Source organism: Pseudomonas sp., from assembly GCF_049300855.1.
Taxonomy (GTDB): Bacteria; Pseudomonadota; Gammaproteobacteria; order Pseudomonadales; family Pseudomonadaceae; genus Aquipseudomonas.
This window is the reverse complement of sequence record NZ_JBAQKH010000029.1, coordinates 148091-166072: the sequence shown is the minus strand read 5'-3', so window position 1 is coordinate 166072 and position 17982 is coordinate 148091. Positions and strand designations below refer to the sequence as shown.

At 58.6% G+C, this 17982-nt stretch carries 17 protein-coding genes and 3 tRNA genes; 11 read left to right on the top strand and 9 right to left on the bottom strand.

Annotated elements, in window-relative coordinates:
* Nucleotides 1-41: 41 nt before the first annotated feature.
* From WA225_RS15920 to WA225_RS15910, 3 genes are all read left to right on the top strand, one after another.
* Complete coding sequence (locus WA225_RS15920) at nucleotides 42-272, top strand: hypothetical protein (RefSeq protein WP_422608627.1); 231 nt, start codon at nucleotides 42-44, stop codon at nucleotides 270-272.
* Nucleotides 273-390: 118 nt separating this feature from the next.
* Nucleotides 391-621 carry a hypothetical protein gene (locus WA225_RS15915; protein ID WP_008082703.1) on the top strand — a complete coding sequence of 77 codons (231 nt, stop codon included), beginning with the start codon at nucleotides 391-393 and terminating at the stop codon, nucleotides 619-621.
* Between the two features lie 278 nt (nucleotides 622-899).
* On the top strand, nucleotides 900-1184 hold the full coding sequence (locus tag WA225_RS15910) for a hypothetical protein (protein WP_422608626.1): 285 nt from the start codon (nucleotides 900-902) through the stop codon (nucleotides 1182-1184).
* Between the two features lie 136 nt (nucleotides 1185-1320).
* On the opposite strand, the gene WA225_RS15905 is transcribed toward WA225_RS15910, so the two are convergent.
* The 8 genes from WA225_RS15905 to WA225_RS15870 all read right to left on the bottom strand — a co-directional run bounded on the left by WA225_RS15905 (nucleotide 1321) and on the right by WA225_RS15870 (nucleotide 6249).
* Nucleotides 1321-1407: transfer RNA gene (locus WA225_RS15905), tRNA-Leu, on the bottom strand.
* Between the two features lie 195 nt (nucleotides 1408-1602).
* Nucleotides 1603-1676 (bottom strand) — tRNA-Cys (locus WA225_RS15900).
* Nucleotides 1677-1723: 47 nt separating this feature from the next.
* Nucleotides 1724-1799, bottom strand: a tRNA-Gly gene (locus tag WA225_RS15895).
* 60 nt (nucleotides 1800-1859) lie between these two features.
* Nucleotides 1860-2420, bottom strand: a complete 561-nt coding sequence (pgsA, locus tag WA225_RS15890; RefSeq protein WP_016984200.1) for a CDP-diacylglycerol--glycerol-3-phosphate 3-phosphatidyltransferase — start codon at nucleotides 2418-2420, stop codon at nucleotides 1860-1862.
* A gap of 32 nt (nucleotides 2421-2452) precedes the next feature.
* Nucleotides 2453-4276, bottom strand: coding sequence for an excinuclease ABC subunit UvrC (gene uvrC / locus WA225_RS15885; protein WP_422608625.1), 1824 nt, complete (start codon nucleotides 4274-4276; stop codon nucleotides 2453-2455).
* A 2-nt stretch (nucleotides 4277-4278) separates the two neighbouring features.
* Entirely contained in the window at nucleotides 4279-4920 is a 642-nt protein-coding gene (uvrY, locus tag WA225_RS15880) for a response regulator transcription factor GacA (protein WP_024012761.1), read from the bottom strand.
* Nucleotides 4921-5047: 127 nt separating this feature from the next.
* The gene (locus WA225_RS15875; protein WP_422608624.1) at nucleotides 5048-5491 is read right to left on the bottom strand and encodes a GNAT family N-acetyltransferase; all 444 of its coding nucleotides are present in this window, start codon (nucleotides 5489-5491) and stop codon (nucleotides 5048-5050) included.
* On the bottom strand, nucleotides 5488-6249 hold the full coding sequence (locus tag WA225_RS15870) for a carbon-nitrogen hydrolase family protein (protein ID WP_422608623.1): 762 nt from the start codon (nucleotides 6247-6249) through the stop codon (nucleotides 5488-5490). The genes WA225_RS15875 and WA225_RS15870 overlap by 4 nt, the downstream gene beginning before the upstream one ends.
* A 618-nt stretch (nucleotides 6250-6867) precedes the next feature.
* Here WA225_RS15870 and WA225_RS15865 point away from each other — a divergent pair.
* Entirely contained in the window at nucleotides 6868-7944 is a 1077-nt protein-coding gene (locus WA225_RS15865) for a 3-deoxy-7-phosphoheptulonate synthase (protein WP_422608622.1), read from the top strand.
* Between the two features lie 54 nt (nucleotides 7945-7998).
* On the opposite strand, the gene WA225_RS15860 is transcribed toward WA225_RS15865, so the two are convergent.
* A complete protein-coding gene (locus WA225_RS15860; RefSeq protein ID WP_422608621.1) occupies nucleotides 7999-9078 on the bottom strand; it encodes a hypothetical protein in 1080 nt (359 codons plus the stop codon).
* Between the two features lie 333 nt (nucleotides 9079-9411).
* Here WA225_RS15860 and WA225_RS15855 point away from each other — a divergent pair, with 333 nt between their 5' ends.
* The 7 genes from WA225_RS15855 (at nucleotide 9412) to WA225_RS15825 (ending at nucleotide 17914) form a co-directional block, all read left to right on the top strand.
* Nucleotides 9412-10281: an esterase/lipase family protein gene (locus tag WA225_RS15855; RefSeq protein WP_422608930.1), complete on the top strand. Its 870-nt coding sequence runs from the start codon at nucleotides 9412-9414 to the stop codon at nucleotides 10279-10281.
* Between the two features lie 98 nt (nucleotides 10282-10379).
* Nucleotides 10380-10661 carry a peptidylprolyl isomerase gene (locus tag WA225_RS15850; protein ID WP_007912303.1) on the top strand — a complete coding sequence of 94 codons (282 nt, stop codon included), beginning with the start codon at nucleotides 10380-10382 and terminating at the stop codon, nucleotides 10659-10661.
* 132 nt (nucleotides 10662-10793) lie between these two features.
* Nucleotides 10794-12662 (top strand): extracellular solute-binding protein, encoded by a 1869-nt coding sequence (locus WA225_RS15845; RefSeq protein WP_422608620.1) that lies wholly within the window; start codon nucleotides 10794-10796, stop codon nucleotides 12660-12662.
* Nucleotides 12662-13723 carry a microcin C ABC transporter permease YejB gene (locus WA225_RS15840; protein ID WP_422608619.1) on the top strand — a complete coding sequence of 354 codons (1062 nt, stop codon included), beginning with the start codon at nucleotides 12662-12664 and terminating at the stop codon, nucleotides 13721-13723. Before WA225_RS15845 ends, WA225_RS15840 begins: the two co-directional genes overlap by 1 nt.
* Nucleotides 13723-14745 (top strand): ABC transporter permease, encoded by a 1023-nt coding sequence (locus WA225_RS15835; RefSeq protein ID WP_422608618.1) that lies wholly within the window; start codon nucleotides 13723-13725, stop codon nucleotides 14743-14745. The genes WA225_RS15840 and WA225_RS15835 overlap by 1 nt, the downstream gene beginning before the upstream one ends.
* Before the next feature lie 9 nt (nucleotides 14746-14754).
* On the top strand, nucleotides 14755-16329 hold the full coding sequence (locus WA225_RS15830; RefSeq protein WP_422608617.1) for an ABC transporter ATP-binding protein: 1575 nt from the start codon (nucleotides 14755-14757) through the stop codon (nucleotides 16327-16329).
* A gap of 169 nt (nucleotides 16330-16498) precedes the next feature.
* The gene (locus WA225_RS15825; RefSeq protein WP_422608616.1) at nucleotides 16499-17914 is read left to right on the top strand and encodes a sigma-54 interaction domain-containing protein; all 1416 of its coding nucleotides are present in this window, start codon (nucleotides 16499-16501) and stop codon (nucleotides 17912-17914) included.
* Nucleotides 17915-17982: the final 68 nt, after the last annotated feature.

The following is a 17982-nucleotide window of genomic DNA, read 5'->3' as shown; positions in this document are numbered from 1 at the left end:
GTTCTATAGTTGATCTGACACGAATCAGCTGCGGTGACGCCATGGAAGACATTTTCGTCGTGAAGCGTTGCAACAAGGTCATTATTCACGGTCGACGCGCCGAAGACAGCCAGCATGATCCTGCTGAAACCATTAGCTGGTTTCGCATCTGCGACACGCGCACGGGCGGTTTCATCGGCGATGGCTACGACGCGGAGCAAGATGCAACGCGAGAATGCACGCGTCTCAACGCAGTCAGTTCCCCACTACCGGCCCGTGAATCGTCAGGCTGATGCCGATCAGAAGCGGGTCTATACTGAAACCAGCTGAAGGAGCAGCACCCCACGGCAGAAGGCTCGCAACACGCGAGCTTTTTGCTGCAGCTCAGGTTTCATAGAACGGAGGTGTTCCATGTCCGAAAAAGAGTCCATCACCACCCTCCTCACCTTGCTCGACGCCCGGCAGGCGCGCCTCGCAGCCGCTTGCAAAGAGATCGCCGACTGGGTCGACCATCAAGGTGGTCACCCGACAGCCCTGCGTATTCGTGATCGGCTGAACGACATCGAAAAGGATGCGCCGCTGATTCGCAACACGCTGTCGGCACTCAAACCTGTCGATCGGCCGCTGCCTCGGTTCAGATAACGACACACGAGTCATCGCCCTGACGAAAATCAAGCGGGATATTGCAGCGGCGGCATAACGTTACCGGGCCTCGGGTCGCCCGCCATTTATCTTCGCGCGCGCAGGTCTGTTTCTTTTCACAAAACCATCACCTCTGTTCACTTACTGTGAAATCACTCCTTTAGTGACACATTCAACGCCCGCCCGCATGCGGGTGTTTTTTTGCCTGCGTTTTGACTCGGCGAACACCTTTGGCTGTCAGATGTCATAACCAGTACACGTCACAAAGGAGACGGTTCATGGTTATCCATTTCAACGTCGACGGGCATTTGGCTTGCGGTCACAAAGGTCAACACCTGACCGCCAGCCGCGAACTCAACCGCGTGAAATGCCGCAGTTGCCGTAACACCGATGCCTACAAACAAGCGAGAAAAGATCAACGCAACGCCGCCAGACGCGCAGTCAGGCACGCCAAAACGCCTCACGGCGCAGCCAACTGGCGTGCAGAGTGGGTTGAACGGCTGACAGCGATGTCCGGCCGCCAGCGGTTGCCACGGGGTTTTGCCCATCAGGCATTTGTTTAAGGCCATAAAAAAGCCCAGCTCGATGGCTGGGCTTTCGCTTCAGGTGTTCTGCTCGGAATTTGTCGTCGTCGAAACATCGCCCCGGAAACAAACAAGGGCTTGCATCAGCTTTCGCCCGCAAACCCTTGATTCAAGATGGTGCCCGAAGCCGGAATCGAACCGGCACGCCCTTACGAGCGGGGGATTTTAAGTCCCATGCGTCTACCAGTTTCGCCATTCGGGCGGTAGCGCGGTGTTGCTCTGTCCGGCAGCCGAGCGGCGATCCTGGCAGGATCGAGGCTTCAGCAGCCGAGCGGGAAATATATACATCAGTTCCCGGTGAAGCAAGTTCGCAATGGCCGTTTTCAAGACTAAATCTTGCAGCGCACTGCAAATAAAAAAGCTCCGTAAATCATGGATCTACGGAGCTTGTTTATAGTGGAGGCCGAGGTCGGAATCGAACCGGCGTAGGTGGATTTGCAATCCACTGCATAACCATTTTGCTACTCGGCCTCAAGACGTTTGCTATCAGTAGCACGACAACAAACGCGTTTTAAACTTGGAGCGGGAAACGAGACTCGAACTCGCGACCCCGACCTTGGCAAGGTCGTGCTCTACCAACTGAGCTATTCCCGCTTGGTGATGCGCATTCTATAGAATTAAGAAGCTCCGTCAACCCCTTGATTCAAAAAACTTTTATTTCTTTTCAACATCGGTCTTCAGATGTGGCCAGGCGGCGCGAAGGTACTGAACCATCGACCAGAGTGTCAGGCCTGCGGAGACCATCAGCAAGGCGTAACCCAACACGACCCAGAAGCTGAAGTCCTTTGGATTGGCCAGCAGGATCACCAGTGCAAGCATCTGCGCAGCGGTTTTCCATTTGCCCAGATTCGATACGGCAACATGGGCGCGAGCACCGAGCTCGGCCATCCATTCACGCAATGCCGACACCACGATCTCGCGACCGATGATGACCGCAGCGGGCAGTGTGAGCCAGAGATTGCCGTGCTCTTGCACCAGCAGCACCAGCGCCACGGCAACCATGAGCTTGTCGGCTACCGGATCGAGAAACGCTCCGAACGGAGTGCTCTGCTCCAGACGACGGGCCAGATAACCATCCAGCCAGTCCGTGGCTGCCGCAAAGGCAAACACCGAGGCGGAGGCCATGTAACTCCACTGGTAAGGCAGATAGAACAGCAAAATGAAAATCGGAATGAGCAGGACGCGTAGAACGGTAATCAGATTAGGGATATTCATCGGCACAACTGGCTACGAGGTGAAGGGGCATTCTACTCGCTATGCAGGTTTGCATAAATCGACTCTGCGAGCTTTTTACTGATCCCCGGGGCTTTGGCGATCTCTTCGATGCTTGCACGAGACAGCTCCTGCAATCCACCAAAATGTTTCAACAAGTCGCGTCGTCGCGTCGGCCCTACCCCGGCAACGCCTTCCAGCGTTGACGTACGGCGGGTTTTGCCACGGCGCGCGCGGTGTCCGGTAATCGCGAAGCGGTGGGCCTCATCGCGGATCTGCTGAATCAGGTGCAGCGCCGGTGAGTCGCCACGCAAAGTGAACTCATGCGCTGCATCATTCAGATACAACGTTTCGAAACCAGCCTTGCGCGTTGCGCCCTTGGCAACGCCCAGCAGGATCAGATCGGGAACGGCCAGTTCGTTGAGCACATCACGGGCCATCGACAACTGGCCCTTGCCACCGTCGACCAACAAGATGTCCGGCAACTTGCCCTCGCCTTCCTTCAGCTTGCTGAAACGTCGGGTCAGCGCCTGATGCATGGCCGCATAGTCGTCGCCCGCCGTGACACCTTCGATGTTGTAGCGGCGGTAATCCGATTTGATCGCGCCTTCCGGCCCAAAGACCACGCAGGACGCAACGGTCGCCTCACCACTGGAATGGCTGATGTCGTAGCATTCCAGGCGCTGTGGCGGCTCATCCAGATTCAACACTTCAGCCAGGGCCTCGAAGCGCGCAGCGGTGTGTTGACGGTTGGCCAGACGTGCGCCCAGCGCCTGCTCGGCGTTGGTGACTGCCAATTGCTGCCAACGCGCACGTGTACCGCGAACCCGGTGGCTGATGGCCAACTCACGGCCGCGCAATTCATGAATGGCCTCGATCAAGGTCGGAAAGTCTTCGTGCACGACGTTGACGATCAATTCGCTCGGCAAATCGCGCTCTGGACTACTGATGAAGTACTGCCCGAGGAATGCTGCCATGACTTCAGACACATCTTCTTCGATCCCGACCTGGGGGAAGAAATTCTTGCTGCCCAACACCCGGCCGCCGCGGACGCTGATCAGGTGCACGCAGGCGCCACCCGGATTGACGAATGCGGCGATGACATCAATATCGCCGGTGCCGCCCTCCATGCTCTGCTGATCCTGAACGCGGCGCAGCAGTGCGATCTGATCACGCAACTCGGCAGCTCGCTCGAACTCAAGATTGATCGCCGCCTCTTCCATCGCCGTTGACAGCTCATTGGTCAGCGCGTGACTCCGGCCTTCGAGGAACATCACCGAGTGACGTACATCCTCGGCATAGACTTCAGGCTCGACCAGCCCTACACACGGTGCCTTGCAGCGCTTGATCTGATATTGCAGACAAGGCCGGGTGCGGTTCTTGTAGTAACTGTCTTCACACTGGCGAACGAAAAAAGTCTTCTGCAGCAGACTGAGGCTTTCGCGAATGGCCCCGGCGCTCGGATAGGGCCCGAAGTATTTGCCCTTGGCTTTCTTTGCGCCGCGATGAATGCTCAAGCGCGGGAACTGCCCATCGGACAAAAATACATAGGGATAGGATTTGTCGTCGCGCAACAGAATGTTGTAGGGCGGCCGCCATTCCTTGATCAGCGTCTGCTCAAGCAGCAGCGCCTCGGTTTCGTTGGCCGTGATGGTTGTTTCGACCTGAGCGATACGCCCGACCAAGGCTGCGGTTTTCGGCGCCAGACCGGTCTTGCGGAAATAACTGGCCAAACGCTTTTTGAGGTTCTTGGCCTTGCCGACGTAGAGCAGGCGCGCATCGCTGTCGAACATGCGATACACACCGGGACGCCCACTGACCGTCGACAGAAAGGCGCCGGAATCGAATGCTTCAGTCATGATCAGGCGCTGGCATCAACCATGCCGTGACGCACCGCCAGCAGTGTCAGTTCGACGTCGCTGCTGATCGAGAGCTTCTCGAAAATACGGTAGCGGTAGGTATTCACGGTTTTCGGCGACAAACACAGTTTGTCAGAAATGATCTGGACCTTTTGGCAGCCAACGATCATCAAGGCGATCTGAATCTCGCGTTCGGACAAGGCATCGAACGGCGAATCGTTGGTAGGCTGAAAGGATTTGATCGCCAACTGCTGAGCGATCTGCGGGCTGATATAGCGCTGGCCGGCAAAGACCAGGCGAATCGCCTGGACCATTTCCGGCAACCCTGCCCCTTTGGTCAGGTATCCGGCGGCACCCGCTTGCAGCAAGCGAGTCGGAAACGGATCCTCTTCACACACCGTGACAGCCACTACCTTGATATCCGGATGACTGCGCAAAAGCTTGCGCGTGGCTTCCAGGCCACCGATACCAGGCATCTTTACGTCCATCAAAACCACATCGGGCTTCAATTCACGGGCCTTGATCAGGGATTCCTCCCCTGACTCGGCCTGACCAACCACCTGCAAGCCATCGATATCGGCCAGCATACGGGTAATGCCTGTACGAACGAGATCATGGTCGTCGACCACTAGCACCCTAATCAAGCAGACACCTCGCGATATGGTCTTATTGGGATGCCGGACACCTTAGCAAAAAGTGCCGGACAGACCTAGCGGAAAGCCGCATTTAAAAAGTTTCATTTCATCTTTCAGGGCTTGCAGGCCGTGGGTTTCAGAGCACAGGTGTACTGATATCAAGCTGCATTCGCAGGAAACACTCATCCTCACCCTGGACGTGTAGTCCTTTTCTTTCATACAAATGTTTTGCCGGATTATTTTCGAACACCGTCAAGCGCAATGCCGGACGCCTCTCCTTGCGGGCCATCGCGATAACCTGATCGATTGCCCAGGAACCTGCGCCCTGCCCCTGAAACGCTTCAGCCATCTGCAATTCACGAATATACAGAGCCCGCGCATCCCGACTGAGGCTGAGAAACCCTGCCACCTCATCGCCGTTAGATATCAGCCAATTGTCGCGCCCCATCCACGCCACGTCGAAAGCCTCGTCCTGCCACAACAGGTCATGCTGGATGTAGTAACGCAGCATGTTCTGGCAGGTGAGATTTCGCGAAAATGCCAGATCAGCTGCTGTAGCGCGACGTAACTGGTAGGTCATGGCGCGTCCGTCAACGCAACGACCTGCCCCTGCCATGCGCCGGATTCGCGCCGAGCAACAACCAGAACGTCACCGGGCCCGGGCGCGGCGACAATCAGCAAGCCCTGCGCAGACCAGATTGCACTGCGCCCCGCCGACACCCACCCACCGGTAGGCCCGCCGTGATTGGCCATCAAAACCAGCATCGAATGTTCACGGGCATAGCCCTGAAGCAGGGCCGTATCGGGCGCGTAGCCTTTTTCGCTGATCAATACGCCAGCCGCATAAATGTTGGCACCTTGCTCGGCAGCAGCGGCCGCATGACTGGCGTGAGAAAAGTCGGCGCAGACGGCCAACGCAACGGTGTCAGCGCCAAAGACCAGGGACGGACCACCGACACCAGCCGCGAAGAATACTTCCTCACCCGCATGCAAATGCTGCTTGCTGTAGACCCCAAGAGAACCGTCAGCCGCCAGTATCAGCGCACCGATCAACACGGCAGGGCTCGCTTGCTGGCGAATCGGCATGCCAACGACAGTGGTGATACCCAGTTCACAGGCGAGGTCTCGCAGGGGCGCCAACACCGCATCCAGCGGATCAATCGCTAATGCTGAGGCCATCTCGCCCTCATAGCCGGTCAAGGACAACTCTGGAAAAACCAGCAACTGGACACCCTGTTCCGCAGCCGCCGTCATGAACCGCATATGACTGGCAATGTTGGCGTTGAGATCACCGGCGATGGAGACAGCCTGGGCGGCGGCGAGGGTCAGTGTCGACATGATTCTTCCTTGATGCTCGGGTAAAGCGCAGAGTGTGTCACAACTCTTGAAGCACTTGATCAATAGGTATTTTGTTGGCCACGCAATAGCAATTTCTGATTGCTGAGGCGTATCCGCCTCTAGTAAGCTCGGCGCATTCATCGGAGACAGACCATGTTCAACGCCCTTCCACAGCTACGTACCGCCAGCGCCCTGCGCTCGGTTTCGGCTGCCCGGGCGACTGACGCATGTGCTCCGGTCAGCTTTTATTTTGGGTATTGGTTTAGCCACTGGCGCGCCTGATACCCACTCGGCGCCCATGTAAACGGGTCGCCACCAGAGAATTTCTCAACCCCCGGTCGGCTTCCCGACCGGGGGTTTTGTTTTTTTCAGGCCCTGACTTTTTAGCAACACACCAGACACTTTGAGGATTCAACCCATGACCTACGCCACTTATTACCGTTACGACAGCTTTAGCGCCTGGCGATTTACCAGCTTCCGCTCGGGACAGCCTGCCGCCTCCGATCGGTCACCTACAGGTGGCAAGCACCCACACATAGCCAATACGGCCAACTGTCGAACACCCCAGTAGGGCCGAGCGAGCGGGAAGCACCCGCCGCCTGCCCAGGAAGACCGAATATGAATTCGTCCGTTTCTGCTCTGCCACTGTCCAGTCTCGATTCTGCCAACGAAGCGCTGACCCTGCGTCTGCCCAGTTCGTTGCAACTCAAACAGCAATTGCCACTGAGCACTGCCTTGAGTCAGCAGGTCGCCACCCACCGCCAAGCGGTTCGCGCCATCCTTAATGGTGAAGACCAGCGCCTGCTGGTCATTGTTGGCCCCTGCTCCATCCACGATCCACAGTCCGCGCTTGAGTACGCCGGCAAACTCGCACGCCTTGCTGACGAGGTCCGCGACGAAATGCTCCTGGTCATGCGCGCCTACGTCGAGAAACCGCGCACCACCGTCGGCTGGAAAGGCCTGGCCTACGACCCGCATCTGGACGGCAGCGATGACATGGCCGGCGGACTTAGACTCTCCCGTGAATTGATGCTGGAAATGATTCGACTCGGCTTGCCGGTGGCTACCGAGCTACTGCAACCCATGGCTGCCGGTTACTTCGACGACCTGCTCAGTTGGGTTGCAATTGGTGCCCGCACCACCGAATCACAGATTCACCGGGAAATGGCCAGTGGCTTGAGCATGCCTGTCGGCTTCAAGAACGGCACCGACGGCGGCGCGGCCATTGCAGTAGACGCGATGCGCTCGGCAGCCCACCCACATCGGCACTTCGGCGTCGACAGCCAAGGCCATCCAGCAATCATTCAGACCCCAGGCAACCCCGACACCCATCTGGTGTTGCGTGGCGGCCATCAGGGCCCGAACCATGATCGCGACAGCGTGGCGAAAATCCAGGCTGATTTGAATCGACTGAAAATCCCGAGCCGGATCATGGTCGATTGCAGCCACGCCAACAGTGGCAAGGATCCACTGCGTCAGCCCGCCGTTTTCAACGATGTGCTTGAGCAGCGCCTTCAAGGCGACGGTTCTTTGATCGGCATGATGCTCGAATCGCATCTGTTCGAAGGCTGCCAGCCCCTAAGCGCGAATCTGCGCTATGGGGTATCCGTCACCGATGGCTGCCTGGGTTTCAATGCAACCGAACATCTGTTGCTGGATGCGGCGCAGCGTTTGCGCACACAAGCCCAAGACTGATGAGGTGGCTTGCCCTCTGGTTTCGTTGAATCCGGAGGGCGAGCGCCACTACAGCTAGGCCTCTACCTGCACTCGCGTCACCGCGGACTCCTGACTGGTGTCGTCCAATCGCTCAACCGTATAAGCGACTCGGACAGTGCCACCAGCATGCTCGCGCCAGAATCGCTGTGGCACGATAAAGATCAGTGGTTTGCCGGCGGTTTCCCGCGTGATCTCGCGGTCATCCCGATGATTGAACAAGTCACCGTCACACTTGAGATAGACCAACTCGCCTTCTTGCGTCTGGACGTTGCCAATGACAACGGTTACGCCATCAATCGTATCTTCAGTCACCAGCAAGCCATCCTCGGCTTCCAGCACATCGGGCGCGGCCAGCTCACCTAGCAGGAAGGGGATCATGCGAATGCTTGCAGGAGTGGATTCGCGTACCGCCCCACACGCCTGCTCGACGCGATACTGCAGCGTCAACTCGTCACCAGGCTGCACAGCGAAATGCTCCGGGGCGACCCAGAATGACAGAGCCTGCGCAACCGCAAACGCTTCGACCTTCAAGGTGTCGGTGAACGGCGTCGGCGATATGCCGTTGTTGCAGATGAGCGACACCCGGTCGCCTGCGGCCATTCGGGCGTACGGCTGCAACGTGACAAGCACCCCCTCCCTCACCCGCGCGGGGTCAAGCGTGCCGCCGACGACACCTTCGACATGCGCAGCCAACAGTTGCGGCGGTGTATCGCCTACCGATAACGCCAGGCGCGCAGACGCTAGCGGCTCGGGCAATCCCGCGCTGACAAGCGTCCAGTAGATGTCTAGCGAACCACCATCCAGAGCCGCGATGTGCATGCCCTTGATGACAAAAATCACATCATTGCCAAGCTGCGACTCGCTGATAAAGCGAACCATCTCATGCTGATAAGTGAAGCCCTCTATATCCAGACCTTCCCAACTCAACAGCAACTGGTCTCCGCACACCATATTGGCATAAGGCGCGACACGAACGACGACCCTGTTCAGAGCCGGATCGAGCACCGCGCCCTCCAGAGAGTCAAGCGATGGTGCGGGCAACGGTTCTGTCGACATGCTGGCGCTGACAGGGTGGCGCATCCGGTAGCAAAACTCGATTTCATGGGTGTTCATTCGCCGCTCCATTCCTTGGATAAACGCCAATCTCATCGATGGCGTGACAACGAATATTGAACGCCATTCCCACTGGCTTCGATGTCAGCAGAGTTCGCCGCAACCATCGGGCAAAAGCTACGGACCAAGTAGGCCAGTAACCGGAAAAATCGCTTAGTTCGGCAGTAGACGTCCACAACTTCCGATTCGAGCCTCACGAGAAACAGAAACGCCCTACGCCCCCTGATCCAGATTCGTCGGACAACCTAGGCTTCTTCGTACTTCGCCAGCGGCATGAGTGTTTTAGAGTGGCTCACAGGTTTCCCGATGAACTTCTGTGAAAAAGGTAAGAACATGCAACGGAATGCTACAACTCGCTTTCCCATACTGTTGATACACGGCCTCTTCGGATTTGAGCGAATCGGTCATTTCGAACTTTTCCACGAGGTAAAAGAGGCACTTAAGGCAACTGGCAACCGGGTGTTGGTTCCGCACCTGTCAGCCACACACAACAACGAAACAAGAGGTGAACAGTTACTGCAACAAATCGATCGCGTCCTCACCAGTACCGGCGCTGAAAAAGTCAACCTCATCGGTCACAGTCAAGGCGCACTGAGCGCACGTTACGCGGCTGCGCATGCGCCACACGCCGTCGCCTCGGTTACCTCCGTCAGCGGCCCGAATCACGGTTCGGAACTGGCCGACTTCCTGCGCAAGGCGCTGGTCCCGGATCGCCTGCCGGAGGCCGTTGCCCTGAATGTAGTGACGCTGTTTTCCGAGTTCCTGACTTTACTGAGTGGCAGCCTGACGCTGCCGCAAAATGCCCTGGCGGCTCTCAACGCCCTGACCACGGAAGGTGTGGGCGATTTCAATGACAAATACCCGCAAGGACTGCCAACCACCTGGGGTGGGCACGGCGCAGAGCTGGTTGATGGTGTCCGCTACTATTCCTGGAGCGGTACCCTGCCAGCGACAGGAGCGCCCACGCTCGATCCGCTGCATGAAGTCTGTCGTGGGCTGTCGGAGTACTTCATCACCGAGGCAGGACAAAATGACGGCATCGTCGGCCGCTACAGTTCGCACTTGGGCACGGTCATCCGCTCCGACTACCCGCTGGACCATCTGGGCAGTCTGCGCCGCACGATTGCCAGCGCAGCCTCCGGCCCCGACCCGATCGCCCTGTACCTCGAGCATGCAGCGCGCCTGCAAGCCGCGAACCTCTGAGGCACGCTGCAGGACCACCGAACGGAACTTTGCCGAGAATTCGCCCACTGAATCCGGTAGGCTCCACACTTTACTGAAATAGATTGGAGATTTTCCCCATGGCTAAAGCCACTGCCCGCCACATCCTGGTTTCCAGCGAAGACAAGTGCAACGAACTCAAGGCCCAGATCGAAGGCGGCGCTGATTTCGCCGAAGTCGCCAAGGCCAACTCCACTTGCCCATCCAGCCGTCAGGGCGGCGACCTGGGCTCTTTCGGTCCTGGCCAGATGGTCAAGGAATTCGACACTGTGGTTTTCAGCGCGCCCATCAACGTCGTGCAAGGCCCGGTGAAGACTCAGTTCGGTTATCACCTGCTGGAAGTCACCAGCCGTCAGGACTGATTGATCGCCTGATTGCTCCCCAACGGCCCGCCATTTGGTGGGCCGTTGTGTTTCAGTTACACATACGGCTGGCGACAGACGCGCCTCTCGCGTACAAATTGCGCTTATCGATTTCTCGCTCCAAGGCTGACAATGCGACTGCTTTTCCCCACATTGATGCTTACCGCCCTCACCCTGTTGTCGGGCGTCACCGGCGTGAACGCGGCACCGCAACACGCGTTGACCGTTTATGGCGAGCCGGCCAAATACGCTCCCGGCTTCAGCCACTTCGACTACACCAACCCGCAAGCGCCCAAGGGCGGAACAATGCGTCGTTCGGCGATCGAGATTGGTCACTTCGATCATGTCCTGCCCTACATCGACAAAGGCATTGGCGTCACCCAGATCGATGGTCTGTTGTACTCACCGCTGGCGCAACGTTCGATGGACGAGCCCTACACCGTTTATGGTCTGGTGGCGGAAAAAATGGAGCGTTCGGATGACGGGCTGTCTCTGCGTTTCTTCATCAATCCAAAGGCGCGCTTCGCTGATGGCAAACCGATCACCGCGCAAGACGTGCGTTACACCTATGATCTATTAATGACCCAAGGCAGCCTGCGTTATCGCACGCAGTTCGCCGATGTCAAAGACGTCGAAGTGGAAGCACCGCTAATCGTGCGTTTCGACTTCAAGAACAACGAAAACCGCACCCTGCCGCTGGACATCGCGACCCTGCCAGTGTTTCCCGAACATTGGTGGAAGAGTCGCGATTTCGCTGGCGGCGGTGGCTATGAGCCGCCGCTTGGCAGTGGTCCCTATCGCGTCGGCAAGGTCGACTCGGGGCGCAGCATTACGTTCGAACGCAATGCAGACTGGTGGGGCAAGGACCTGCCGGTCAGTCGCGGCCTCTACAACTTCGACCATTTCAGCATCGAATACTTCGGCGACACCGACGTCGCTCGACAGGTGCTGCGCGGCGGCGCTTATGACTACAACCGTGAGTTCTCGGCCACCGGCTATTCAATCGGCTACGACAGCCCGGCCCTGAGCGATGGTCGTTTGCAAAAGGCTCACCTGGCCACGCAAGCGCCGCAATCGGCCCAGGGCTTCGTGTTCAATCTGCAAAAACCGATGTTCAAGGATCGCCGTGTGCGTCAGGCGCTGGCCATGCTCTGGGACTTCGAGTGGAGCAACCGGCAGATGATGCGCAACCTGTACATCCGCCAGCAAAGCTACTTTTCCAACACCGATCTGGCGGCTCGTGCACTACCGGATGCGGCGGAACTGAAGATCCTCGAACCGCTGCGCGGGCAGATTCCCGATGAAGTTTTCACCAGTGTCTTCGAAGCGCCGAAAACCGATGGCAGCGGGCTGATCCGCGACAAGCAGTTACAAGCCCTCGAACTGCTTGAGCAAGCCGGCTGGAAACCCGATGGCGATCAACTGGTGAATGCCGAGGGCGAGCCATTGAGCTTCACCTTCCTGGTCAGCCAGAACGGCATGGATCGCCTGTTGTTACCGTACAAACGCACGCTGAAACAGATCGGCATCAACCTGGATATCCGCCGCATCGACTCTTCGCAGTACGTCAATCGGCTGATGAGCCGGGACTATGACATGATCGTCACCGGCTATCCCGTGACCACCTCTCCGGGTGGCGAATTACTCAATTACTTTGGCTCCGCCTCGGCCAACGACCCCGGTGCCAACAACTACATGGTGCTGAAAAACCCGGCGGTGGATACGCTGATCAATGGCCTGATCCGCGCCTCCACACAATCCGACATGCTGCATTACGCCCACGCGCTGGATCGGGTGCTGCAATGGAACTACTACTGGATTCCCAACTATTACCCGCCGGGCACCTCGACCGTGTGGTGGAACCGTTTTGGTATCCCGACGGTTCAGGCGAGCAATGACGAAGCGATCGAGAGCTGGTGGGAAATCAGCAGTACCGCGCTGACCAACCAACAGATGACCGCCGAGAAAATCCGCCGTGGCAGACCCGGAGGGCCGCACTGATGTGGGCTTATATACTGCGGCGTCTGCTGCTGATCATCCCGACGCTGGTGATCATCCTGCTGGTCAATTTCGTCATTATTCAGGCCGCGCCCGGCGGCCCGGTGGAACAGGCGATCGCCCATCTGCAAGGCATCGGCGGCGGCAATGTCGGCGGTGGCACGGGCGAAACCATGAGCGGCACCTCGCGCGCCAGCCGTGGCCTCGATCCGCAATTGATCAAGGACATTGAAAAACAATACGGTTTCGACAAACCCGCCCATGAACGCCTGTGGCTGATGCTCAAGAACTACGCCCAACTGGACTTCGGCAAGAGCTTCTTTCGCGGCGCAACCGTCACCGACCTGATTCTGGAAAAAATGCCGGTGACCATTTCCCTCGGATTATGGGCAACGCTGATCACCTATCTGGTATCGATCCCGCTGGGCATCCGCAAGGCCGTGCACCACGGCAGCCATTTCGATATCTGGAGCAGCACGGCGATCATCATCGGCTACGCGATGCCGGCGTTCCTGTTTGCGATGTTCCTGATCGTGGTGTTTGCCGGCGGCACGTCGTTGAACTGGTTCCCGGTTCGCGGTCTGGTCTCGGATAATTTCGAGTCGCTGTCGACCCTCGGCAAGATCACCGATTACTTCTGGCACCTGGTGCTGCCGGTGACGGCGCTGGTGATCGGTGGATTCGCCACACTGACGATCCTCACCAAGAACTCGTTCCTCAATGAGATCACCCGCCAGTACGTGGTGACTGCCCGGGCCAAAGGCCTGAGCGAGCGCCGTGTGCTCTACGGGCACGTATTCCGCAATGCGATGCTGCTGGTGGTCTCGGGGATTCCCCAAGCCTTCATCAGCGTGTTCTTCGCCGGCTCGTTGCTGATCGAGGTGATCTTCTCCCTCGACGGTCTCGGCCGCATGAGTTACGAAGCGGCCGTGTCCCGGGATTACCCGGTGGTGTTCGGGTCGCTGTTCATCTTCACGCTGTTCGGCCTTTTGATAAAACTGATCGGCGACCTCTGCTACACCTTCGTCGATCCGCGCATCGACTTCGCCGCGAGGAATGCCTGATGTTCAAGCTCTCGCCGTTAGGCCGTCGCCGTTTCGAGCGCTTCAAGAAAAACCGACGCGGCTGGTGGTCGCTGTGGTTGTTCATCGGTCTGTTCCTGCTGACCCTCGGCGGTGAACTGATCGCCAACGACAGGCCGTTGATGGTCAGCTATCAAGACCAGTGGTACTTCCCGGTGCTCAAGCGCCACACCGAGCAGGAGTTCGGCGGGCAACTGCCGTTTCAGGCCGACTATCGCAGCGAATATGTACAGAACCTGATCCGCAAGGACGGCGGCTGGTTGCTGTTCCCGCCGATCCCGTTCAGTGATGACACGCCAAATTATGACCTCAACAAACCGGCGCCAAGCCCACCCACCTCGGTCAACTGGCTCGGTACCGACGATCAGGCGCGGGATGTGTTGGCACGGGTGATTTTCGGTGCGCGGGTGTCGATCCTGTTTGCGTTGATGCTGACCGTTGTCAGCGCTCTGATCGGCATCGCAGCCGGCGCCTTGCAGGGCTACTACGGCGGTTGGGTCGACCTGCTCGGCCAGCGTTTGCTGGAGGTGTGGTCGGGGCTGCCGGTGTTGTACCTGCTGATCATCCTGTCCGGTTTTGTCGAACCGAATTTCTGGTGGCTGCTGGGCATCATGGCGCTGTTTTCATGGCTGGCGCTGGTCGATGTGGTGCGTGCGGAGTTCCTGCGCGGGCGTAACCTGGAATACGTCAAAGCAGCGCGCGCGTTGGGCTTGACCGATCGCAAGGTGATCGTCCGGCACATCCTGCCTAACGCCATGAACGCGACGTTAAGTTATCTGCCGTTCATCCTCACCGGGGCGATTTCGACCCTTACGGCACTGGATTTTCTCGGTTTTGGCATGCCTGCCGGCAGTGCCTCGCTGGGCGAACTGATCGGTCAGGGCAAGCAGAACCTGCAAGCGCCGTGGCTCGGCTTGACGGCGTTCTTTACGCTGGCGCTGATCCTTTCTTTATTGGTGTTCATCGGCGAAGCGTTGCGCGACGCCTTCGACCCTCGATCCTGAAGCGTGACCATGACTGATAACCTGATAGAAATCCGCAACCTCAACGTCGCCTTCCACGGCCAGAACGTGGTGCGTGACCTGTGCCTGGACATTCGCCCCGGCGAGTGCCTGGCGCTGGTTGGCGAGTCGGGCTCGGGCAAGTCGGTGACCGCCCACTCGATCCTGCAATTGCTGCCTGACAGCGAAGCGCAAACTACCGGCAGCATTCGCTATCGTGGCGAGGAACTGGTCGGCGCCGATCCCAAGGTTTTGCGTGAACTGCGCGGCAACCGTATTGCGATGATTTTTCAGGAGCCGATGACCTCGCTCAATCCGTTGCACACGATCGAAAAGCAGATCGGCGAAACCCTTCTGCTGCACCGTGGCCTAGGCGGTAAAGCGGCGCAACAGCGCATTCTCGAACTGCTCGAACTGGTCGGCATCCAGAAACCCAAAGAGCGGCTCAAGGCCTATCCCCATCAGCTGTCCGGCGGGCAACGACAACGGGTCATGATCGCCATGGCCCTGGCCTGCGAACCCGAATTGCTGATCGCCGACGAGCCGACCACAGCGCTCGATGTCACCGTGCAGCGCAAGATCCTGCTGCTGCTCAAATCCCTGCAACAGCGGCTCGGCATGTCGCTGCTGCTGATCAGCCACGACCTCAATCTGGTGCGCAGCATCGCCCAGCGCGTGTGTGTCATGAAGGCCGGACAGATCGTTGAGCAGGCACCCTGCGAAACGTTGTTCACGGCACCGCAGCACCCGTACAGCTGCGTGTTGCTTAACGCCGAGCCGGAAGGCGAAGCGTTACCACGCGATAACCGTGAAAACGTCCTGGAGGTGGAAAACCTCAAGGTTGAATTCCTCATCGGCGGCGGTCTGTTTCAGCGCAAGCAACACCTGCGCGCCGTGGACGGCATCAGTCTGAACATCCAGCGCGGCAAGACCTTGGGCATCGTTGGCGAGTCCGGCTCTGGCAAGTCGACATTGGGTCAGGCGATCCTGCGCTTGCTCGACTCCGAGGGCAGCATCCGCTTTCAGGGTGAAGCGCTCGACGGTCTCAACCAGAAGCAGTTGCGGCCATGGCGGCGGCAGATGCAGGTGGTGTTCCAGGATCCGTTCGGCAGCCTCAGCCCGCGCATGTCAGTGGCGCAGATCATCAGCGAAGGCCTGGAAGTGCACTGCGAATCGAGCGCCGATGAATGCGATGAACAAGTGATCCGCGTGCTCAAGGAGGTCGGCCTCGACCCGCAAAGCCGTCATCGCTACCCCCACGAATTCTCCGGTGGCCAGCGCCAGCGCATCGCGATCGCTCGGGCACTGGTGCTGAAACCGGCGCTGATCCTGCTCGATGAACCGACCTCGGCACTCGACCGCACGGTACAGAAACAAGTCGTCGCCCTGCTCCGCGACCTGCAGGAAAAACACGGCCTGACGTATCTGTTCATCAGCCACGATCTGGCGGTGGTGCGTGCCCTCGCCCACGACATGATCGTGATCAAGGACGGCAAGGTGGTCGAGCGTGGCGCCAGTCATGAGGTGTTCGATGCGCCGCAGCATCCGTACACCAAAGAGCTGTTGGCGGCGGCGCATCCGGGCTAGGCATACTCGCCGTTCGACTTGCAACCGAGTCGCGGCCTTCGCTGGCAAGCCAGCTCCCACAGGGGCCTGCGGCGTACACAACATTTGTGAACGAGCGAAATTCCTGTGGGAGCTGGCTTGCCAGCGAAGGGGCCCGAATTAACAACCCAAATCCCGGATCAGCCGTCAGATGAACACCACCGAAAGCCTCAAGGACTACCAACGGGTTCGCACCCTGGCAATTCGCTCGCTGTTCGAGATCATCGAGCAGTCCAGCGAAGGCACGGTGATCGTTGACCGCGACGCCAATATCGTCTGGATGAACGAGCGTTACGCGCGCCGTTTCGGTCTGGAGTCGGCCGCTGGCGCAATTGGCAAACCCTGCGAAAGCGTGATCCCCGGCAGCCTGCTGCGCGAAGTGGTGCGCAGCGGGCGGCCGATTCTGCTGGACATGCAAGACACGCCGAAAGAACCACTGGTGGTGATGCGCCTGCCGATCCACGACGACGCCGGCACGGTGATCGGCGCGATCGGTTTTGCCCTGTTCGATGAATTGCGCACGCTGTCGCCGATGCTCAAACGCTACCTGAGCATGCAGGAAGAACTGGCCTCGACCCGCTCATTGCTGCGCGCCCGGCAGACCAAATACAACTTCGCGCATTTCATTGGTACCAGCGCCGCCAGCCTTGAAGTCAAACGCCGCGCCCGCCGCAGCGCCAGCGCCGAGTCGCCGGTGTTGCTGCTCGGCGAGACCGGCACCGGCAAAGAACTGCTGGCCCAGGCTATTCATAGTGCCTCGCCGCGAGCGCACAAAGCGTTCGTCAGCATCAACAGCGCGGCGATTCCCGAAGCATTGCTCGAGGCTGAATTTTTCGGCACCGCGCCCGGCGCATTCACTGGCGCCGACCGTAAGGGTCGCACCGGCAAGTTGCAGATTGCGCAGGGCGGCACGCTGTTCCTCGATGAAATCGGCGACATGCCGTTGCCCCTGCAAAGCAAACTGCTGCGGGTGTTGCAGGAAAAGGAATTCGAGCCTGTAGGCTCCAACGAAGTGATCCAGAGTGACGTGCGAGTGATCGCCGCCACCTCGACGGACTTGCAAGCCGCGATCAAACGCGGTGAGTTCCGCGCCGATTTGTATTACCGCCTCAACGTGCTGCCGATTCAGGTGCCACCACTGCGTGAACGTCTGGATGATCTGCCGGCGCTCAGTGAAGCGATCCTCGAAGAATTGCGCAGTCAGCACGAACTGCACCGTGATGCCCTGGAATTGCTCGGGCAGCATGCATGGCCGGGGAACATCCGCGAGTTGCGTAATGTGCTTGAGCGGGCGGCGCTGCTCAGTGATGACTTGATGCTGACGCAAAACGATATTCGCGCGGCTATCGGCACGTTCACCCCGGTCGAGCACGCAACGGCACCGGCGTTAAATCCGTTGAAGCAGGAAACATTCGCACAGGCGCGAGAGCGTTTTGATCGGCAATTAATCGCGTCCACGCTAGCGCAGTGTGCGGGAAACGTTCCGCAAGCCGCAGCTCGGTTAGGGCTGGGAAGATCAACGCTCTACAAAAAAATGCTGGCGCTGGGGATTGCCGGATCTCATTAATGAGACTGACGTCTCCAATTCAGGACGAGATCAAAGGCTTCGCGAGCAGGCTCGCGTCTACTGGAAAA

Excerpts from the sequence above, each read along its gene's own strand:
- WA225_RS15920 (WP_422608627.1), top strand. The coding sequence starts at position 42 with ATGGAAGACATTTTCGTCGTGAAGCGTTGCAACAAGGTCATTATTCAC.
- WA225_RS15915 (WP_008082703.1), top strand. The coding sequence starts at position 391 with ATGTCCGAAAAAGAGTCCATCACCACCCTCCTCACCTTGCTCGACGCC.
- WA225_RS15910 (WP_422608626.1), top strand. The coding sequence starts at position 900 with ATGGTTATCCATTTCAACGTCGACGGGCATTTGGCTTGCGGTCACAAA.
- pgsA (WP_016984200.1), bottom strand. The coding sequence starts at position 2,420 with ATGAATATCCCTAATCTGATTACCGTTCTACGCGTCCTGCTCATTCCG.
- uvrC (WP_422608625.1), bottom strand. The coding sequence starts at position 4,276 with ATGACTGAAGCATTCGATTCCGGCGCCTTTCTGTCGACGGTCAGTGGG.
- WA225_RS15875 (WP_422608624.1), bottom strand. The coding sequence starts at position 5,491 with ATGACCTACCAGTTACGTCGCGCTACAGCAGCTGATCTGGCATTTTCG.
- WA225_RS15870 (WP_422608623.1), bottom strand. The coding sequence starts at position 6,249 with ATGTCGACACTGACCCTCGCCGCCGCCCAGGCTGTCTCCATCGCCGGT.
- WA225_RS15865 (WP_422608622.1), top strand. The coding sequence starts at position 6,868 with ATGAATTCGTCCGTTTCTGCTCTGCCACTGTCCAGTCTCGATTCTGCC.
- WA225_RS15860 (WP_422608621.1), bottom strand. The coding sequence starts at position 9,078 with ATGAACACCCATGAAATCGAGTTTTGCTACCGGATGCGCCACCCTGTC.
- WA225_RS15855 (WP_422608930.1), top strand. The coding sequence starts at position 9,412 with ATGCAACGGAATGCTACAACTCGCTTTCCCATACTGTTGATACACGGC.
- WA225_RS15850 (WP_007912303.1), top strand. The coding sequence starts at position 10,380 with ATGGCTAAAGCCACTGCCCGCCACATCCTGGTTTCCAGCGAAGACAAG.
- WA225_RS15845 (WP_422608620.1), top strand. The coding sequence starts at position 10,794 with ATGCGACTGCTTTTCCCCACATTGATGCTTACCGCCCTCACCCTGTTG.
- WA225_RS15840 (WP_422608619.1), top strand. The coding sequence starts at position 12,662 with ATGTGGGCTTATATACTGCGGCGTCTGCTGCTGATCATCCCGACGCTG.
- WA225_RS15835 (WP_422608618.1), top strand. The coding sequence starts at position 13,723 with ATGTTCAAGCTCTCGCCGTTAGGCCGTCGCCGTTTCGAGCGCTTCAAG.
- WA225_RS15830 (WP_422608617.1), top strand. The coding sequence starts at position 14,755 with ATGACTGATAACCTGATAGAAATCCGCAACCTCAACGTCGCCTTCCAC.
- WA225_RS15825 (WP_422608616.1), top strand. The coding sequence starts at position 16,499 with ATGAACACCACCGAAAGCCTCAAGGACTACCAACGGGTTCGCACCCTG.